The sequence below is a fragment of the Brevundimonas sp. genome (assembly GCF_030704825.1).
GTDB lineage: Bacteria > Pseudomonadota > Alphaproteobacteria > Caulobacterales > Caulobacteraceae > Brevundimonas.
In genome coordinates, this window is record NZ_JAUYNX010000033.1 from 75,870 (window position 1) to 94,379 (window position 18,510).

General features: G+C 68.4%; 11 protein-coding genes. 2 read left to right on the plus strand and 9 right to left on the minus strand.

Features of this window, described 5'->3' with window-relative positions:
• Positions 1–34: 34 nt before the first annotated feature.
• The 7 genes from Q8Q71_RS14985 to Q8Q71_RS15015 form a co-directional block, all read right to left on the minus strand.
• Positions 35–1,297, minus strand: coding sequence for a radical SAM protein (locus Q8Q71_RS14985; RefSeq protein ID WP_305760401.1), 1,263 nt, complete (start codon positions 1,295–1,297; stop codon positions 35–37).
• A gap of 65 nt (positions 1,298–1,362) precedes the next feature.
• The gene (locus Q8Q71_RS14990) at positions 1,363–1,608 is read right to left on the minus strand and encodes a hypothetical protein (protein WP_305760402.1); all 246 of its coding nucleotides are present in this window, start codon (positions 1,606–1,608) and stop codon (positions 1,363–1,365) included.
• Positions 1,609–1,706: 98 nt separating this feature from the next.
• Positions 1,707–3,866, minus strand: a complete 2,160-nt coding sequence (locus Q8Q71_RS14995; protein WP_305760403.1) for a peptidase domain-containing ABC transporter — start codon at positions 3,864–3,866, stop codon at positions 1,707–1,709.
• Positions 3,863–5,116: an HlyD family secretion protein gene (locus Q8Q71_RS15000; protein ID WP_305760404.1), complete on the minus strand. Its 1,254-nt coding sequence runs from the start codon at positions 5,114–5,116 to the stop codon at positions 3,863–3,865. The genes Q8Q71_RS14995 and Q8Q71_RS15000 overlap by 4 nt, the downstream gene beginning before the upstream one ends.
• Positions 5,116–6,663, minus strand: coding sequence for a hypothetical protein (locus tag Q8Q71_RS15005; RefSeq protein WP_305760405.1), 1,548 nt, complete (start codon positions 6,661–6,663; stop codon positions 5,116–5,118). Before Q8Q71_RS15005 ends, Q8Q71_RS15000 begins: the two co-directional genes overlap by 1 nt.
• Positions 6,653–7,450, minus strand: coding sequence for an AraC family transcriptional regulator (locus Q8Q71_RS15010; RefSeq protein ID WP_305760406.1), 798 nt, complete (start codon positions 7,448–7,450; stop codon positions 6,653–6,655). Before Q8Q71_RS15010 ends, Q8Q71_RS15005 begins: the two co-directional genes overlap by 11 nt.
• Before the next feature lie 521 nt (positions 7,451–7,971).
• Positions 7,972–9,267: an MFS transporter gene (locus tag Q8Q71_RS15015; RefSeq protein ID WP_305760407.1), complete on the minus strand. Its 1,296-nt coding sequence runs from the start codon at positions 9,265–9,267 to the stop codon at positions 7,972–7,974.
• Between the two features lie 124 nt (positions 9,268–9,391).
• On the opposite strand from Q8Q71_RS15015, the gene Q8Q71_RS15020 reads away from it, so the two are divergent.
• Positions 9,392–11,680, plus strand: a complete 2,289-nt coding sequence (locus Q8Q71_RS15020) for a glycoside hydrolase family 3 N-terminal domain-containing protein (protein ID WP_305760408.1) — start codon at positions 9,392–9,394, stop codon at positions 11,678–11,680.
• Positions 11,677–12,705 (plus strand): SMP-30/gluconolactonase/LRE family protein, encoded by a 1,029-nt coding sequence (locus Q8Q71_RS15025; protein ID WP_305760409.1) that lies wholly within the window; start codon positions 11,677–11,679, stop codon positions 12,703–12,705. The genes Q8Q71_RS15020 and Q8Q71_RS15025 overlap by 4 nt, the downstream gene beginning before the upstream one ends.
• A gap of 69 nt (positions 12,706–12,774) precedes the next feature.
• On the opposite strand, the gene Q8Q71_RS15030 is transcribed toward Q8Q71_RS15025, so the two are convergent.
• Complete coding sequence (locus Q8Q71_RS15030; RefSeq protein ID WP_305760410.1) at positions 12,775–14,793, minus strand: response regulator; 2,019 nt, start codon at positions 14,791–14,793, stop codon at positions 12,775–12,777.
• The coding region (locus tag Q8Q71_RS15035) for a response regulator (RefSeq protein WP_305760411.1) at positions 14,793–18,510 on the minus strand (3,718 nt) is incomplete at its 5' end. The genes Q8Q71_RS15035 and Q8Q71_RS15030, both read right to left, overlap by 1 nt.

Genomic DNA, 18,510 nt, shown 5'->3' on the forward strand with positions numbered 1-18,510 from the left:
CCGAGCTCGTTCGGATGTGTTGAAACAGCGCGACTCAGGAAGCGTAGCCGGCCGTGAACGGGTCGTACTGGCCGGACAGACGGCGCGCGACGCTCTCGAGCGGATAGCCGTTGCTTACGAGATAGCCGACCACCCGTTCATAGAACATCCTGAGCCCCTCACAGAAGATCGAGGGGTTGTTGAAGCGACGGTCGGAAGACCAGCGGTTCTCGATATCGCCTCCGCCGCAGATGCCAAGCCACAGGCATTCGCGGCAGCCGTCCGGTGGCGTCTGCATCGCCGCGTACAACTCATCGAAGCAGGGCGCGCGCAGGTAGTCGGCGAGAGACGTCGTCCCGAGGTTGGCGACAGGCGCGGCCTGCTGCCAGGCGGCGGCGGGGATGTAGCTGTCGTCGACCTTCAAATCGCCGTTGGAATGAACAACCAGGACGTGGTTGCCGATGACCTGAACGCCCGCGGCTTCCAGGGCGGTCATGCTGGCCCGACCGGTCTCGGAGACATAGGCGAGCTGGAACCGGCGGAAGAGATTGGAAATCTCGCGAACCGAGATGTCGCCGCGGGTGGTCCAGGCGTCGAACAGCGCACACAGCACCTGACCGTAGTCGGCGGCGGACCGGCCGTCGGGAATGCCGTCGTCGTGGCTGCAGTCCGGCAGCAGGAAGCCCTGGGTTTCGATGCCGAGGGTTTCGGCGAAATAGTCGACGACGGTCCGGTAGTCGTGCGCGGCGTCCAGCACCGTCAGGCTGCCGACCCTGCGCCGGAAATAGCCGTGATCCTCCGCGCGGAGCAGCGCCAGACCCTGTTCGATCTTCCCGGAGGAGCCCTTCCCGTTGTGGAAGGGACGGTTCGGGTCGTTGATGACCGGCGGGCCGTCGACGCTGACGCCGATGGCCACATTGTTCCTGCGAAGGGCTTCGTTCCAGGATGCGGTGAAGCGAGTGCCGTTTGTCTGAACAGCGAGGCTGATCCGACAGCGGTCGGTTCGCAGCGAACGAAACAGGCCGCACATGGCCTCGAAGTCTTCCAGCCGCTGCAGCATCGGCTCGCCGCCGTGAAAGACGATATCGACCTCGTCGATTCGGAGGTCTTCGATCGCCTCCGAAAGAAATCGGGCCAGTTCCTCCGCGACCCCCAATGCAGCACGCGCAGGCCGATCCTTGTAGCTCTGGTCTCCACCGAAAAAATAATAGCAGTACGAGCAAGCGAGATTGCACCGCTCAACGACCTTGAAGATGACTTGCAGGCGACGCACTTTCAGGTTTCGTCGCGACCAGGTGAGCTCTTCTCCGTCCGCCATGGCATAGCCTTTCTTGAGCAGGGTGCGTCACCGCCCGCGACGCGGGCGGTGACATCGTCAGGTTGTCAGGGAGCTTCGGGCGCTTCCGCTTCCTTCTCCGCCTCGTGCTTCTGGGCGTAGCTTGAGAACATGCCCTGGGCGAAGCTGCCCGAGCCGCTCTGGGCGTAGCTGGAGCCGAAGCCCATGGCGTGTTCGCCGGCGCCGGAGACGAAGTCGATCTCCTCGGGCGTCAGCAGCCGCATCACGACGGCGTTGCGGTCCTCGGAAGAGGCGCCGTACATCTGTTCCAACTCGGCAGCGTGCTTGCTCATTTCCTCATCTCCACGATGTATGCGCTAAATTGCGCCCGTAGAGATTGCGCCGTCCGCCGGGGAGCGTCTTACACATCCCGCCGGGCGCCGTTACAGAATCAAACGGCCTCGATCGCCTCGGCCCGGGCGTTTTCACGCGCTCCGTTCCGCGTGCTGATCTCGGTCAACAGCCCGGCGCGCATTTCGAAAACCCGATCGGCCTTCTCGATCAGGGCTGGTCGATGGGCCACCGCGATGCGGGTCATCGGCAGGCGGGTGATCAGTCTGACGATCTCCTCTTCGGTTGCGACATCCAGATTGGCCGTGCCCTCATCGAGGAACAGGACGGAGGGGTCGCGGTAGAGCGCCCGGGCGAGCAGGACGCGCTGCTTCTGTCCTCCCGACAACGAGGACCCCATGTCGCCGACGAGAGTCAGATACTGCATCGGCATCGCCACGATGTCCGCGTGGACGCAGGCCGAGGCGGCCGCGATCTTGACCCGATCGAGATCGAGTCGCGGATCGAAGAAGGAGATGTTGTCCGCCAGGCTGCCGGAGAGCAGCCGGTCATCCTGGGCCACGAAGCCGGCTCTGGCTCTCCAGGCGCGCCAGGTGGCCGGCGTGGCGAGCCGGCCGGCCAGCTCGATCTGGCCGCGGGTGGGTTGAAGCAGGCCCATCATCAGCTTCATGAGCGTCGTCTTGCCGCCACCCGACGCGCCGGTGATCACGATCAGCTCTCCAGCGCGGATGGTCAGGGAAAGCGGCGCCACGACTTCCCGCCCGCCCTCGTCATAGGCGAACGCCACATCCTTCAGCACGAGGTCGCCCGCCAGCGACGGTTCGTCGGGGCCGGCGCGATCCTCCTCGGGCCTGGCATGGGAGATATCGCTGAGCCGCTCCAGGTGAAGGCGCACCATCCGGAAGGAGATGAAGGTGCCGAGCAGTGCATTCGAGCGGTCGCTGAACAGCTGCCGGTATGCCAGGAACGCCATCAGCATCCCGATCGAAAACCCGTCGCCCGCGAGCACTTGCCGGGCGCCGAGGAAGATGACGAGTACGAGCTGGAGCGAGGCCATCAGGGACTGGCCGAACTGGAGCATGACGCCATACCGCCCCAGGGCGATGCTGCTATTGGTGACGCGAGCGAACAGGTTGCGCCAACCGCCTTCCCGTTCCGCCTCGCGCCCCATCAGGCGGATCACGGCGGCGGCCCGCACCGTCTCCATCAAATAGGTCTGCTCGCGGGCGATCTCGGTCAGGCGCGCTTCCGACGCCCGCTTCATGGGTCCGAAGAGGAGCGCGGCGATGGCGGCGCTGACGGCGGTCGTAGCGACCACGACCCAGGCGAGGGCCGGGGCGTAAACGAACATGATGATCAGGGCGACCAGGCTCATCGCCCCGTCGATGCCGGTCGACAGCAGCCCCCGGGCGAGGGTTTCCTGCACCGAAGCCGCGGACGAGAGGCGGGACAGGACGTCGCCGACGTGCCGCCGGTCAAAGAACGCCGGCGGCAAACGGAGCATGTGCCGCACCACGTTCCCGAGAACCTGGTAGCTCATCATATTGATCAGGACCGACAGGGTCCAGCCGCGCATCGCCTCGATGACGGCAGACATGAGGGCCACCCCGGCGAAGGCGATTGCGACGAGGGTGAGGAGGGGGGCGTCGCTCTGCGCCAGAGCGCTGTCGATGACCAGCTGGAGCTGGAAAGGCGATACGAAGACGAGCAGCTGGAGGATCAGCGACAGGATCAGGAGCTGCGCGCCGGCGCCGGGCAGGCCGGTCAACCGCGACCACAGGTCCGAGAGCCGCACGGCCTGACGGTCCACGAGGGGAGAGAAGCCCGGGCTCGGACGAAGCTCCAGGGCGACGCCCGTGAAGCTGCCCGACGCCTCCGCCCGGCTGATGACCCGCCGACCGACCGAAGGGTCGATGATGACGAGCCCCTTCGGACCGACATGCTCCAGCACGACGAAGTGCGCCATGTTCCAGTGGATGATCGCCGGCAGCTGAACTTTGTTCAGAGCCTCCAGATCGACCCTCAGCGCCCGGGACGACAGGTCCAGCCGGTCGGCGTAATCGATGAGCTGGCGGAGCGTCGCACCGGTGATCGAAACGCTGAACCGCTGCCTCAGCCGGTTCAGGTCGATATCATGCCCATGGTGGCGCGCGACCATCGCCAGACAGGCGAGGCCGCATTCCGCCGCTTCGCTGGCCAGGATCGGCTGGAGCTTGCGGTTTGGCCGGTAGAATCCGGCGTCGATGTCGCCGGGGGTCACAGGTCTCGCCCCGCGGCCCGCAGTGGATCGGTCGCCCATTGCAGCAGCGACCGGCGCGCTGTCACGATCGAGGCGCGGAGCGTCATTCCGGGCCGCACGGCGGCCGCCTGCCCATAGGCTCGCACGGTGGTGGTCTTGAGGGTGGCCCTGACCCGGTAGACCGGTTCGGGTGACGGGGGCGCATAGGGAAGGGAGCCCCGGGCGAGGGGCGCGCCCGAAATACTGACAACGACGCTTTCGCCCGTGCCGAACCGCTGGTGCGGATAGGCGTCGTACTGGAGGCGAACGTTCTGACCGGGCCGCAGCATCCCGACCGACCGGACGGGGACGTAGAGCTCGGCCTCGAGCCGGCCGCCCGTTGGCACAACAATCGCCACCACCTGGTCCGGAGACACCGACTGGCCGAGGGTGACTGGAACGGTCGCGATGGTCCCGTCCACCGGGCTGGTCACCAGCCAGCCCCGCCCGGAGCGAAGTTCGACCTGACGCTGCCCGTACTGGGCCCGAAAGCCATCCAGCTCGGCCTGGCGGCGGAGTTCGGACTGACGGCCCGCCTCGATCAGGCTGCGGGTTTGGGCGATCTGCCCGATCAGGGTCATCCGGGCCGATTCCGCATCGTCGAGATCCGCCTCGGCCTGGATCATTGCGGTGGCGCGGATCGCCCTCTCCCGCTCCGGTGCGAAACCGCGCGTCAAAAGCTGATCGATGCGCTCCAGATCGGCCTTCGCCAGCGACACGGCCTGCCGCCGCCCGACGATACGACGGTCGGCTGCGGCGATCTGCACGTCCTGGGCGGCGAGCAGGGCGGTCAGCCGGGCCTGATCCGCCCGCAATGTCTCCCGTTCGGACAGGCTCCGGCGCTCCGTCGCTTCGAACTCGCGATCCAGGGACTGGGCCGCGGCTGCCTCGACGTCCATCATTCCCGAGACCCCGCTGCGGATGGTGCCGGGCGAACCCACCTCCATGATCGGCTCCCCGCGTCGCACCGTCTGACCCTCGCGGACGATGAGTCGCTCGATCCGACCGGGCGACGGCGAGACGACTCTGGCCAGTCCGGCCTGAGGGATTATGACGCCGACCACCATTTCCTTTCGGGAATACGGGAAGACCGCAGCGCCAGTGAGCGCGACGACAACGCAGACGGCCAGCACCCCCGCGATCAGCCGGGAGGAGAGGGGTATGGCGAGATTCACCTCGCCCTCGATCCGTCGCTCCGAGTGCTGCACTGCCTCCTTGCGAAACAGGGTCATCAGGGGCGACCCGTCGGCACGCCGACGCTCCCGACGCGGAAGCTCGCAGGAGGATCGGGAAGCGCGGTGCATCGGACGCTCACCGTCTCGCCGGACATCAGGCCGAGCGAGAGGGTCCCGGACACGCACTGCGCGCGGGCGGCGACGAACGCGTCGGTCGGATCCGGAAAGAGCGTGTGACCGGCCGCGGAGACGATCGCCGCCTGCGACGGAAGGCCCGGGCAGACGGTATCCCCGTCGAGCAGGGCCCGGTCGGGCTCGTCGAAGAAGCCGTAGCTGCGCGACGTGCAGTTGGCCGCGAGCGCGGGCGCGAGGATGGCCCGCCTGTAGTCGGCCGGTGCGGGTCGATATCCGATGTCCGCGCCGGCGCTTGCGAAAGCCGCGGCGATCGCTTCGGGCGCGCCTCCGGCCAGAAGGCGGTCCAGCGTCGGCGTCTTCCACCCGCGAGCGGCGAGCAGGGCGCGCCAGTCCCGGTCGCCGTAGCGCCCGTCCCGGCTCCGCGCCTCCTCCAGCAGGGTCTTCCAGAAGGCGAAGAAGTCGGCCCCCTGCCCACGAAGGTCGAGGTCGAGCGCCCATCCGGCGATCATCCCGCAATCGTAGTCAGTCGTGCGGCTGCGGCTCGCGGACGCCAATCCGCCTTCCCCCGCGCTCGCCATGCAGCGGGTCAGGGCGGCCCCGACCAGCCAGTTGTACTCGGCCTCGGAAAAGTCGCCCGCCTCCAGGCTCAGCCTGCCCGCCGCGTACTCTGCGGCGCCTTCGTAGAGCCAGCCCGGCGCTGTGCCGTCCGAAATCGCGTGGGCCATGTTCCAGCGATGAAACATCTCGTGTCGAAGCAGGGGACGGACCTGGGTTCGCGCCACTTCGGAATTGATCAGGCCCTCGAAACCGGGCCGGACCTCGAAGAGCATCGTGCCGTTCCGGTCCACATGGGCGACAAGCCCGGACGGAGCGCCCGCCGTGACGGTCACGCCGATCGGCGCCGCGGCGACCCTCAACCTCCCAAGACGGCCTTCGAGTTCGGACTGAACCTCGCTGGCGGCCACGCGCAGTGTCGCGGCCAGGGGCGAGCCCTCCGGGCCGATCACCCGGGTCCGTCCCACTTGCGGCGCCGCGCCTTCCAGCACCGCATAGCCTTCCGGGCGGCAGTCGACAGTCAGGGGGCGCCCGCTGGAGGTCCGGCCGGCGATCGCCGCCTCGCCGAGGCAGTTCGGCAGGAGCGTGGGGCCATGGATGAACCAGGCATCGGGCCCGACGGTCGCCACAAGCGGGTACATGTCGACCCGCTGGCCGGGTTCCAGGGTGATCGAGAAGGCGCCCCCGCCGTCGCTGTTCATTTCGAAGTCACCGCCGGCCTCCCTGAGCCGGGCCGAGATGCGTTCCTGCGCCACCTGACCTTCAGCGGGCCCCGTCGACCGGTAGTCGATGCGAATGCGATCATCCGCCTCGCCCACGGTGATGGTGGACGGAGCGCTCGTGGCGCACCCCGCGCCGGCGAGCGCCGCCGCCAGCGCAGCGGGCAGGGCGAGGCGACGAGGATCATACTTCAAGACGAGTCTCCGTAGTCTGTACGGGGGCTGGCCGCTGGTCGAGGCCCTGGCGCTGGAATCGACCGGGAGGCGCGCCCCAGCGAGCCTTGAATGCGGCGGTGAAGTGCGCCTGGCTGGAAAAGCCGACGGCGAAGGCGATCTCGCAAAGGGAGTCCTTGCGGGCTTCGACCAGGGCGCGACCGACGTCGAGTCGGCGGCGCAGGACATACGCCGCCGGCGTCAGGCCGGTGCGGCTTGCGAACAGCCGCGCCAGGCCCGCCGCCGAGAGGCCGGCGACCCGGCACAGGTCGACTTTCCGGATCGATGTCGAAAGATGGGCGTCGATGTAGGCGAGCAGGCGCTCGAAGCAGACAGCGGCGTCGCTCGCGTCGCTTCCTCCGCCGCCCGCGAAGAGACGCAAGGTCTTCTCCGCCACCATCGCCACGAGAAGACTGCCCCGGAGCCTGAGTTCCTGTTGCGAGGGAGCTTCGGCGTCCAGGGCGCGTGCGAGGAACCGGTCCAGTTCCGTGCGGAGGTCGATGTCGACGACCATGCAGGATTGCAGGGTCCAGTCGCGCCGGTCAGCCGCCAGCATGGGACGGCTGGCCTCGCCCAGGATTTGGGCCGAGCAAAGGATGAGGTGGCGTTCGGCTTTCTGGCCGAGACAGTCCGTCTCCCCCCTGACGGCGACGACGACGGCTATCGGATCAGCTCGCGCCGGCCCGAGGGCCAGAATGAACTGGTTGGGACATGTCCGCCAGTCGAAAGCGGGCCCCCCCGAATCCAACGCCACCAACCCCAACGCCATACAACGCCCCACAATCTCCAATAGTAGTAGCGCAACTACTGCTTGAGCCGTCAAGGGCCGACGAACAAGAGTTCCTGCAATCGCCCTGGTCGAAGATTGGCTGGGTCTGCCCCTTCCTCCCGCCGGATCCGGCAACGGACCGCTTCACGCCTGCCACCTGTCCAGCCGCGGCAAAGGGCTCTCCGGGTCGTGGCCAGGCGGTCCTGGCCCGAAGCCCGGGTGCGGGTGAAGACCCTGTTGTTCGGCCCGCCCGTACCCTGTCCCGTCGCCTTCCGCGTCTCCGGCCCGGAACCTCGACCGGGGCCAACGCGCCCCTTCGGTCAGGCCGGAGTTCGACGAGGCGCGTCTGCGTCTCGGCCTCGATCCGGCGAGCGTACCCCGTCAGCCCGGAACGCTGGTGTCGGGCGTGACGGTCTCCCGGATGCGCACCGGCGAGCGGACCGTGGACATGGTCGTCCGCGCCACGGATGACGAGCGCAGGGGCGGCGGCGCCCGCCTGCGCCGTCATCGCGGCCGAACCGTCACCCTCCGGCGTCGCGAACGGGCGCGCGCGACAGCTGGGGCAGGACGAGGAAGACCAACCCGGCGGCGATCGTCAGGCACAGGGCGGGGAAGAGCATCGGCAGGATGTCGCTGCCGGTCGCCTGTTTGATCGCGGGCACGACCGTCTGGGCCACGAAGCCGCCGAGGTTGCCGATCGAGTTGATGGCCGCGATGCCGGCCGCCGCCCCGGCGCCGCGCAGGAAGGTCGGCGGCAGGCTCCAGAATACGGGCTGGGCGGCGAAGATGGCCGGGGCGGCGATGCACAGCAGGGCGAATTTGGCGACCCCTCCCGGGACGACGACGCTGAGCACCAGACAGGCCGCTCCAACGAGGGCGGGACCCGCGATATGCCAGGCGCTGTAGCCGACCCGCGCCGCGTGACGCGGCAACCACCAGAGGGCCAGGCCGACCAGGATCCACGGAATGACGTTCAACATGCCGTTGACGGTGTTGGAAACGCCGAACCCCTTCACCACCGTCGGCAACCAGTAGCTGAGACCGTAGGCTGCGAGCGGAAAGCCGACATACATCAGCGCCAGCAACAGCACCCTGCGATCCAGCATCGCGCGCCAGGGCGAGGCGTGACCCGGATCAGGGCTGGCGTCCGCTTCGGCCCGCAGCGTCTGTTCGATCCAGGCCCTCTGCTCGACCCCGAGCCAGGGCGCCGCGTCCGGGCCGTTCGGGAGGCGCCACAGCACATAGGGGGCGAGCGCCACGGCCGGGATCCCCGTGGCGATGAACACCCACTGCCAGCCCGCCAGGCCGAGCAGGCCGTCCAGATCGAGCAGGGCGCCGCCGATCAGGGCTCCGACCGCATTGGCCACGGCGCTGGCGATCATGAAGGCGCCGATCATCCGCCCGCGATGGGCCTGGGGATACCACAGAGTCAGCACATAGAGGACGCCGGGAAAGAACCCCGCCTCGGCGGCGCCGAGCAGGAACCTCAGGCCGTAGAACATGGCCGGGCTGTCGGTGAAGCCCAGCGCGATGGTGATCAGGCCCCAAGTCGCCATTATGCGGGCGAACCAGACCCGGGCGCCGACCCTGGCCAGCACCAGATTGGCCGGCGCCTCGAACAGGAAATAGCCGATGAAGAACAGGCCGGCGCCCAGGCCGTAGACCGCCTCGCTCATCCCCAGGGCGTCGGCCATCTGGAGCTTGGCGTAGGAGACGTTCTGCCGGTCGATATAGGCGATCAGATACATCAGGCAGAACAGCGGCATCAGTCGCGCCGTGATCCGCCTCAGCGTCGCCGGGCCAACGTCCTGAGTCATCCAGTCGCCCTCCCCTGTCGCCTCGCGCAAGATGGACGCCGTCGGTGATCCCGACTTTGCGACGGTCCAGCCTTGCATTACGGGTATTCCACCCGCGATGACAACGCTGTCATGGAACATGCCCATGCTGAAACGCCTCTGTGTCGCCCTGGCGGCTGTGGCCGTGGCGGCCGCCACGACGGCGGCGGCCCAATCGCCCGACGATCATTCGGAACGGGTTCGCGCGCTCCTTGGGCGGATGACGCTTGATGAGAAGATCGGGCAGCTGAACCAGATCCCGGGCGGTCGCAGCCGCAGCCTGAACTCGCGCCTGAACGAGGCGGAGATGCAGCGGGTCCGGCGCGGCGAGGTCGGCTCCTACCTCCACGTCGCGGGCGCGGAACCGTTGCGCGAACTCCAGCGCGTGGCGGTGGAGGAGTCCCGCCTTGGCGTGCCCCTGCTGTTCGCCATGGACGTGGTGCATGGCTATCGGACCATCTTTCCCGTCCCCGTGGCCATGGCCAGCAGCTGGGATCCGGCGGTCCCGGAGGGCGCGGCCCGGATCGCGGCGACGGAGGCGGCGGCCAGCGGCCTGCACTGGACCTTCGCGCCCATGATCGACATCGCCCGCGATCCGCGTTGGGGCCGGATCGTCGAGGGTTCGGGCGAGGACGCCTATCTGGGCTCCATCATGGCGACGGCGCAGATCAGGGGTTTCCAGGGCGCGGACCTGACCGCCCCCGACAGCATCCTGGCCACCGCCAAGCATTTCGTCGGTTATGGCGCGGCCCAGGGCGGGCGCGACTACGACAGCGCGGACATCTCGAACCGCACCCTGAATGAGGTCTATCTGCCGCCCTTCTTCGCGGCGGCGCAGGCCGACGCGGGTTCTTTCATGACCTCCTTCAACGACATCGGCGGCGTGCCCCTGACGGCGCACCGCCCGCTGGTGCGCGGCGTGCTGGACGGCTGGCGCTACGACGGCCTCATCGTCAGCGACTGGAACGCGATCGCCGAACTGAAGAATCATGGCGTCGCCGGGACGGACCCGCAGGCCGCCGGCCTGGCCCTGGACGCGGGCATAGACATGGACATGGCGGGCGGGGTCTACGCGGGTTCCCTGAAGGCGGCGGTGGAGGCCGACCCCGAACTTCTGACGGCGCTCGACGACGCCGTGCTGGACGTGCTGACCGCCAAGGAACGGCTCGGTCTGTTCGACAATCCCTATGCCCGACATGAGGCCGCGCGCGAGCGGACCGTGATGCTGTCACCGGCGCATCGGGCGACGGCGCTGGAAGCCGCGCGGCGATCCATCGTGCTGCTGAAGAACGAGGGCGGCGTCCTGCCCGTCGCGCCGACCGTCCGCCGGATCGCGGTGGTCGGCGCCCTGGCCGACGACGCGAATTCGCAGCTCGGGTCCTGGCGAGCCCAGGGCAAGGTCGAGGATGTGCAGGCCTTCCTGCCCGCGCTGCGAGCCGCGCTGCCGCAGGGCGTCGAGCTGGTCCATGTGGCCGGCGCTTCGCCGGGCAGCCAGGATGAGACGGGCATCCCCGCCGCCGTGGCGGCCGCACGGGAGGCGGATCTGACGATCCTGGTCGTCGGCGAGGACTACGACCTCAGCGGCGAGGCGCGCAGCCGTTCGGACCTGTCGTTGCCCGGCGCGCAACAGGCGCTGGCCGATGCGGTGCTGGATACAGGCAAGCCGGTGGTGGTTATGCTGGTCAATGGCCGGCCGCTGGCCATCGAGAGGCTGGCCGACCGGGCTTCGGCCGTGCTGGAGACCTGGTTTCTCGGCGTCGAGGCGGGGCCCGCCATCGCCGACGTGCTGTTGGGCCACGTCTCGCCGGGCGGGCGCCTGCCGACCGTCTTTCCGCGCACGACGGGCGTCGCTCCCTTCTACTATGGACATGCGCCGACCGGACGCCCGGCCGAGGCGGATCTGGCGAGAGACACCGCCCGGTATCGCGATACGCCGATCACGCCGCTGTTCGCCTTTGGCCACGGCCTCAGCTACGGCCGTTTCGAATATGGCGAGCTTGCGCTGAGCGAGACCGGGATCGACGCCCACGGCCAGATCGAGATCAGCGTCGTGGTCCGCAACACCTCCACCGTCGCCGCCGACGAGGTGATCCAGCTTTATGTTCGGGATCCTGTCGCCGCGGTGGCCCGACCGGTGCAGGAGCTGCGCGGCTTTCGCCGGGTTGCGTTCGCGCCGGGCCAGGCGAAACGCATCCGCTTCACCCTGACCCCGGCCCAGGTCGCGTTCTGGGACGCCGGCGGCTGGCGCATCCAGCCCGGCGCGATACAGGTGATGGTCGGGGCGTCGTCGGCGGACATCCGCGCGCGCGGCGAGTTCACCATCACCTCCGGGGGCGTGAGCGAGATTCCCGCCGCCGCCATCCCCACGCCATCCGCCGAGGAGCCTGTGTCGTGAACCCTTCCCGTCGCCTGATCCTCGCCGGCGGGGCCGCCTTGTCGGCCACCGCCTGCCAGAGCCCCGGCACGCCCCCCGCCGCTGTCGCCTGGCCCGCGGTGGGCCGTATCGTCCGCGACGATCCCGCCCTGGACCGGCTGATCGCGCCCGACGCCCGGATCGAGAAACTGGCCGAGGGCTTCACCTGGTCCGAGGGACCGGTGTGGATCGCCGAGGGCGGATATCTCCTGTTCAGCGACGTGCCGGAGAACAGAATCCATCGCTGGTCGGAGGCGGACGGAGCCTCGGTCTTCATGTCGCCCTCGGGCTACGACGGACCGGACGCCTCGTCTTTCCGCGAGCCGGGGTCGAACGGCCTGATCGCGGGCCGGGCCGGATCGATCCTGATGGCCGATCATGGCAACCGCGCCATCGCGCGGGTCGAGCTGGCGACCCGCGCCAAGACCCTGCTGGCGACCCGCTACCAAGGCCGCCGCTTCAACTCCCCGAACGACCTGGTCCAGGCCGCGAACGGCGCGATCTTTTTCACCGATCCGCCCTATGGCCTGAAGGACATGGATCAGTCGCCGCTGAAGGAGCTCCCCCACAACGGCGTCTACAGGCTCGACCCGGACGGCGAGGTCACCCTGCTGGAGGACGGCCTGACCTTCCCCAATGGCGTCGCCCTGTCGCCCGACCAGCGCACGCTGTATGTCGCGGTGTCCGATCCTGAACGCGCCGTGATCATGGCCTATGATCTGAACCCGGCCGGCCAGACTTCCGGCGGCCGGGTGCTGCGGGATTTCACGTCCCTGGTCGGGCCGTCGAATCCGGGTTTGCCCGACGGTATGGCCATCGACGCCGGGGGCCATCTGTTCGCCACGGGTCCGGGGGGAGTCCATGTCCTGTCGCCCGACGGCCGTTCGCTGGGCCGGATCGACACCGGCACGGCGGCGGCCAACTGCAAATTCGGCGAGGACGGCCGGACCCTGTTCATCACCTCCGGACCCTTCCTCGCAAGGTTGCGGACGCTCACTCGCGGCTGACATGTCGGGTGTCCGCGACCGGTCGGATGCCGGGGTCCGCTCCTGGGCCAGCTCCCGGAGTTCGCCGGCTCAGGCGGATCGGGTCTCGCATGAACGGGACAGGTCGCCGGACAGCACGGCGCGAAGGCGCGCGGCCAGTTCCGCGCGCTTGTAGGGTTTGTCGATCAGCGGAAAGTCATGCGGCTCGTGCCGGGCGGTTTCGCCGAGATAGCCCGAGGTGAGCAGGACCTGCAGGTTCGGCCTCAGCGCCACGGCGCGCCGGGCCAGTTCGATGCCGTTCATGCCGCCGGGCATGACCACGTCCGAGAACAGCAGGTCGTACGGCCGGTCGCTCTCGAGGCGCTCCATGGCGGCGGCGGCGTCGCCCGCCACGTCGCAGTCGTACCCCAGATCGACCAGCAGATCGACGCACAGCTTCAGGACCGCCGGGTCGTCCTCGACCACGAGGACGCTCTCGGAGCCGTTTTCGACCTCGGCCGCCGGCGCGGCGCCGGCGGATCGGATCGGCCTCGCGTCCGTCAGCGGAAGACGCAGCTCGAACGCCGCCCCCTGGCCCGGCGCGCTGGAGACCTCGACCTGGCCGCCCGACTGGGAGACGAACCCGTACACCTGCGACAGGCCGAGGCCCGATCCGCCGCCCACTTCCTTGGTAGTGTAGAAGGGCTCGAACGCGCGCGCGGCGACCTCGCCGGTCATGCCGGCGCCCGTGTCCCGCACGACGATGCGGGCGCGCGCCTCCTCCGGCGACGCGGGCCCTTCGGACTCGATGGTCAGCAGGCCGACGCCCTCCATCGCGTCCCGCGCGTTGACGGCCAGATTGAGCAGGGCCGTTTCAAGATGGGTCGGGTCCAGGTGGGCGTAGAGCGGTTCGGCGGACAGCCTGAGCTCGATGGTGACCCCCTCCCCCACGGCCTGCTGCATCAGCGGCGCGAAATTCCGGATCAGGGCGTTGAGGTCGACCGTTTCCGGGTTCAGCTTCTGACGTCGCGAGAAGGCCAGCAGCTGCCGGGTCAGGGTGTGTCCCCTTTCGGCGGCGGCGCGGATGGCGGCGAGATGTTTGACGACCCGGGGATCGTCCTCGACGCGCCGCAGCAGGATGTCGGCGTTGCCGAGGACGACGGTGAGCAGATTGTTGAAATCATGGGCGACGCCGCCCGTCAGCTGGCCGACCGCCTCCATCTTGCGCGCCTGGGTCAGCTGTTCCTCGAGCTGGCGCCGCTCGGTCACGTCGAGCAGGGTGCCGAGGATCTGGGCGGTCCCGTCCTCGCCGGCCGGCGTCCACACCCCCTGATCCAGAAAGATGCGATATTCGCCGTCGGCGCAACGCCAGCGATACTCGCAGGCGTAGGACCCGGTTTCGGTCGCCTTCGTCAGACAGGCGACCACCCCGGCGACGTCGTCCGGATGGATGCGATCCAGGCCGATTTCGGGCTCCTCCACGAACCGGCTCGACTCGAAACCCGTCATGGGCGCGATGCTGTCGCTGACGAACAGGGCACCGAAGGGATGGACGGTGGTCCGGGCGGTGAAGACCACCGGCAGGGATCTCAGTATGGCGTCCTGGCGCTCGCGCGTGCGCCGCAGCGCCAGTTCCGCTTCCAGCCGGGCCTCGCTGATCCGGGCGTTCTCCCGCAGCAGGGCGTGGCGTTCTTCGGCCTGTCGGCGCACCTCCAACGTCTTGAGGTGAAGATCGACCAGGATCGACACCTTGGACCGGAGGATGAAAGGATCCGCCGGCTTGAACACGACGTCGACCGCGCCGACCGTATAGGCCTGAAATATGTGCGCCTCGTCCCGGAACACGGCGGTGACGAAGACGATGGGCGTATCCCGGATGCGCGGATGCTCGCGGATCAGCCTCGCGGTCTCGTAGCCGTCCATGCCGGGCATGTGCAGGTCCAGCAGGATGACGGCGAACTCCTGGGTCAGCAGAAGCCGCAGGGCCTCCTCGCCCGATCGCGCGACGACCAGTTCGTGGCCCAGAATCTCCAGCGCCTCGGACGCGGCGAAGGCGTTGCGCTCGTCGTCGTCGACGATCAGCACCCGCGCCGACAGGGGGGACGAACCGGTCTTCGGGCGCCGCCGCATCAAACAGCCGCCAGCTCGGGGGCGCCGGGCCGGTCGCCGGCCCCCAGCCGGTTGGCGTCCGTCCGCTGGATCGAGACCCGCATCACCGAGATCAGATAGTCGATATCGACCGGCTTGGAGACATAGTCCGATGCGCCCGCCTGGATGCATTTCAGCCGGTCGCCCTTCATCGCCTTGGCCGTGACCGCGATGATGGGCAGGTCGGCGAACTGGGCGATGGAGCGGATTCCCCGCATCGTCTCGTAGCCGTCCATGTCCGGCATCATGATGTCGACGAGGACGACGTCGATCTCGGGGTGCTGGCGCAGCAGGTCGAGACCGGCGCGACCGCTCTCGGCGTACAGCAGATCGACCCCGAACTCCTCGAGGGCGCTGGCCATGGAGAAGATGTTGCGGATGTCGTCGTCGATCACCAGGGCCGTGCGTCCGGTCAGGATGGCGTCTTCCTTGCGGGTTTGCGCCAGGGTGGTCCGGGCGGCTTCGGACAGCCGCTCCATGGGTTCGTGGAGCAGAAGGGTCGCCTGCTCCAGCAACTGGTCGGGCGTGCGCGCCATGCGCACGTGGCCCGCGAACACGGCCAGCCGCAGCCGGCGCTCGTCTTCCGCGCTCAACGGGTTCGGGGCGTAGACCACCGCGGGGCGTTCGGCCGCCTTCAGATAGTCGATGGCCTCCGGCACGGGCGTCGCGCCGGCGTCCACGATGAGGCTGTCGGAAGAGCGCAGCCGGAGCTTGCCGAGGCCCTTGAGGGCGTCCACCCGGACCAGGGCGCCGAAGGCGGCCTTGAGCGCATCGGCCGCCTGTCCCGGCTTTCCGATCAGGATCAGGCGGCGGCGGGCGACGGAGACGAATTTCTTCACCTCCTCCAGACTGGCCACCACCCCCTCGCGGTCGATCGGCTTGGGCGTGAATCCGAAGGCCCCGATGGCCAGCCCCAGCCCCGCCTGATCGTCGGCCGAGATGACATGCACCGGGATGTGGCGGGTCTCCGGCGTCCGCTTCAGCAGGTCCAGCAGGGCCAGGCCGTCCATATCGGGCAGGCCGACGTCGAGCATGATCGCCTGGGGACCGTACCGGCGCGCCAGCGAGGCCGCGGACGCCCCTTCCTGGGTGACCACGCCCTTGAATCCGCAATCCCTCACCAGGGCCAGCAGGATCGAGCCGAAGCGGGGGTCGTCCTCGACGATCAGGATCACCGCGTCCCCGGGCGCGATGGCCTCGCGGTCGTCGCTGACGGGCTCGACCGCCTCCGCCTCGCTCTCGGTCGGCGCCGTCCGCACCGTGATCATCCTCGAGGCCGCCTCGCGCCCGGAGAGGCCGGCAGGCACGGCCGTCGGACTGAAATTCAGGGGCAGGTACAAGGTGAAGGTGCTGCCCTTGTCGGGTTCGCTCTCCACCTTCAGCTCGCCGCCCAGGGTGCGGGTGATCTCGCGGCTGATGGACAGACCCAGGCCGGTGCCGCCGTATTTCCGGCTGGTGGTGCCGTCGGCCTGCTGGAAGGCCTCAAAGATGATGCGCTGCTTGTCTTCGGGAATGCCGATGCCGCTGTCCTGCACCGAGATGGCCAGCACCTGGCCCGCCTTGTTCAGGTGGTCGTTGCCGGCGTTCCAGCCGCCGTTGGCCCGATCGATCCGGAGCCGCACGGACCCGGCCGCGGTGAATTTGAAGGCGTTCGACAGCAGGTTCTTGATGATCTGCAGCAGCCGCTTGTCGTCGGTGTACATCGACGGCGGCAGATCCGGGTCGATGTCGATGCTGAAGTCCAGCTTCTTGTCCTGGGCGATCTGGGCGAAGGTCCGCTGCATCTGGTCGCGCAGGGATTCCAGGGCCGTCTCGCCGATATCCAGGGTGACCGTGCCGGACTCGATCTTGGACAGGTCGAGGATGTCGTTGATCAGGCCCAGCAGGTCCGATCCCGCGGCGTGGATGTTCTTGGCGAATTCGACCTGCTTCAGCGTCAGATTGCCCTGGGTGTTCTCGCTCAGCATCTTGGACAGGATCAGCAGGCTGTTCAGCGGCGTGCGCAGCTCGTGGCTCATATTGGCCAGGAACTCGGACTTGTATTTGGACGTCAGGGCCAGCTGTTCGGCCTTTTCCTCCAGCGCGAAACGGGCCTGCTCGACCTCGCGGTTCTTGGCCTCGACCTGCTTGTTCTGGGCCGAGAGCAGCACCGCCTTGTCTTCCAGCTCGGCGTTGGACTGCTGCAGCTCCTCCTGTTTGGCGCGCAGCAGCTCCTCCGACTGACGCAGGGACGCGGCCTGCTGTTCCAGCCGGTCGTTGGTGGTCTTCAGTTCCGCCTGCTGCGCCTGGAGTTCGGCGGTCAGGAGCTGGGACTGGGTCAGCAGGCCCTCGGTGCGCATGTTGGCGGCGATGGTGTTCAGCACGATGCCGATCGATTCCATCAGCTGGCTGAGGAACGACTGGTGGGTTTCCGAGAACTCGCCGAAGGTGGCCAGCTCGATCACCGCCTTGACCTCGCCCTCGAACAGGGCCGGCAGGATGATGATGTTCAACGGGGCCGCCGCCCCCAGGCCCGAGCCGATCTGCACATAGTCCGCCGGCACATTGGTCAGCAGGATGCGCTCCTTCTCCTTGGCGCACTGGCCGATCAGGCTCTGGCCCAGCCGGAAGGTCGGCGACAGCTGTTCACGCTCGGTCGAGGCGTAGGCGGCCGCCAGCACCAGCACGGGATCGTCGGCCGCGTCCCGGTCGGACACATAGAAGACCGCGTGCTGGGCGTTGATCAGCGGAGCCAGTTCGGACAGCACCATGTTCGACACGGTGGCGAGGTCGCGCTCGCCCTGCAGCATCCGGGTGAACCGGGCCAGGTTGGTCTTCAGCCAGTCCTGCTCGGTGTTCTTGGTCGTCTGCTCCTTCAGATTGCGGATCATCTCGTTGATGTTGTCCTTCAGCGCCGCGACCTCGCCCGAGGCCTCGACGGTGATGGAGCGGGTCAACTCGCCCTTGGTCACCGCGGTCGACACCTCGGCGATGGCGCGGACCTGGGTGGTCAGGTTGCCGGCCAGCTGGTTGACGTTGTCGGTCAGGTCGCGCCACAGGCCGGCGGCGCCGGGCACCCTTGCCTGCCCGCCCAGCTTGCCCTCGATGCCCACCTCGCGGGCCACGTTGGTGACCTGGTCGGCGAAGATGGCCAGGGTCTCGATCATGCCGTTGATGGTGTCGGCGAGGGAGGCGATCTCGCCCTTGGCGTCCACGGTCAGCTTGCGCTTCAGGTCGCCGTTGGCCACGGCCGTCACCACGTCGGCGATGCCGCGCACCTGGCCGGTCAGGTTGGCGGCCATGAAGTTCACATTGTCGGTCAGATCCTTCCAGGTGCCGCCGACGCCTTCCACCCGGGCCTGGCCGCCCAGCTTGCCTTCGGTGCCGACCTCCTTGGCCACCCGGGTCACTTCCGAGGCGAAGGCGTTCAGCTGGTCCACCATGACGTTGATGGTGTTCTTCAGCTCGAGGATCTCGCCCTTCACGTCGACGGTTATCTTCTTGGACAGGTCGCCCTTGGCGACCGCGGTGGTCACCTCGGCGATGTTGCGCACCTGCCCTGTCAGGTTGCCGGCCATGAAGTTCACATTGTCGGTCAGGTCCTTCCACACACCCGACACACCGCGTACCTCCGCCTGGCCGCCGAGCTTTCCTTCGGTGCCGACCTCTCGCGCCACGCGCGTCACCTCACTGGCGAACGAGTTGAGCTGGTCGACCATC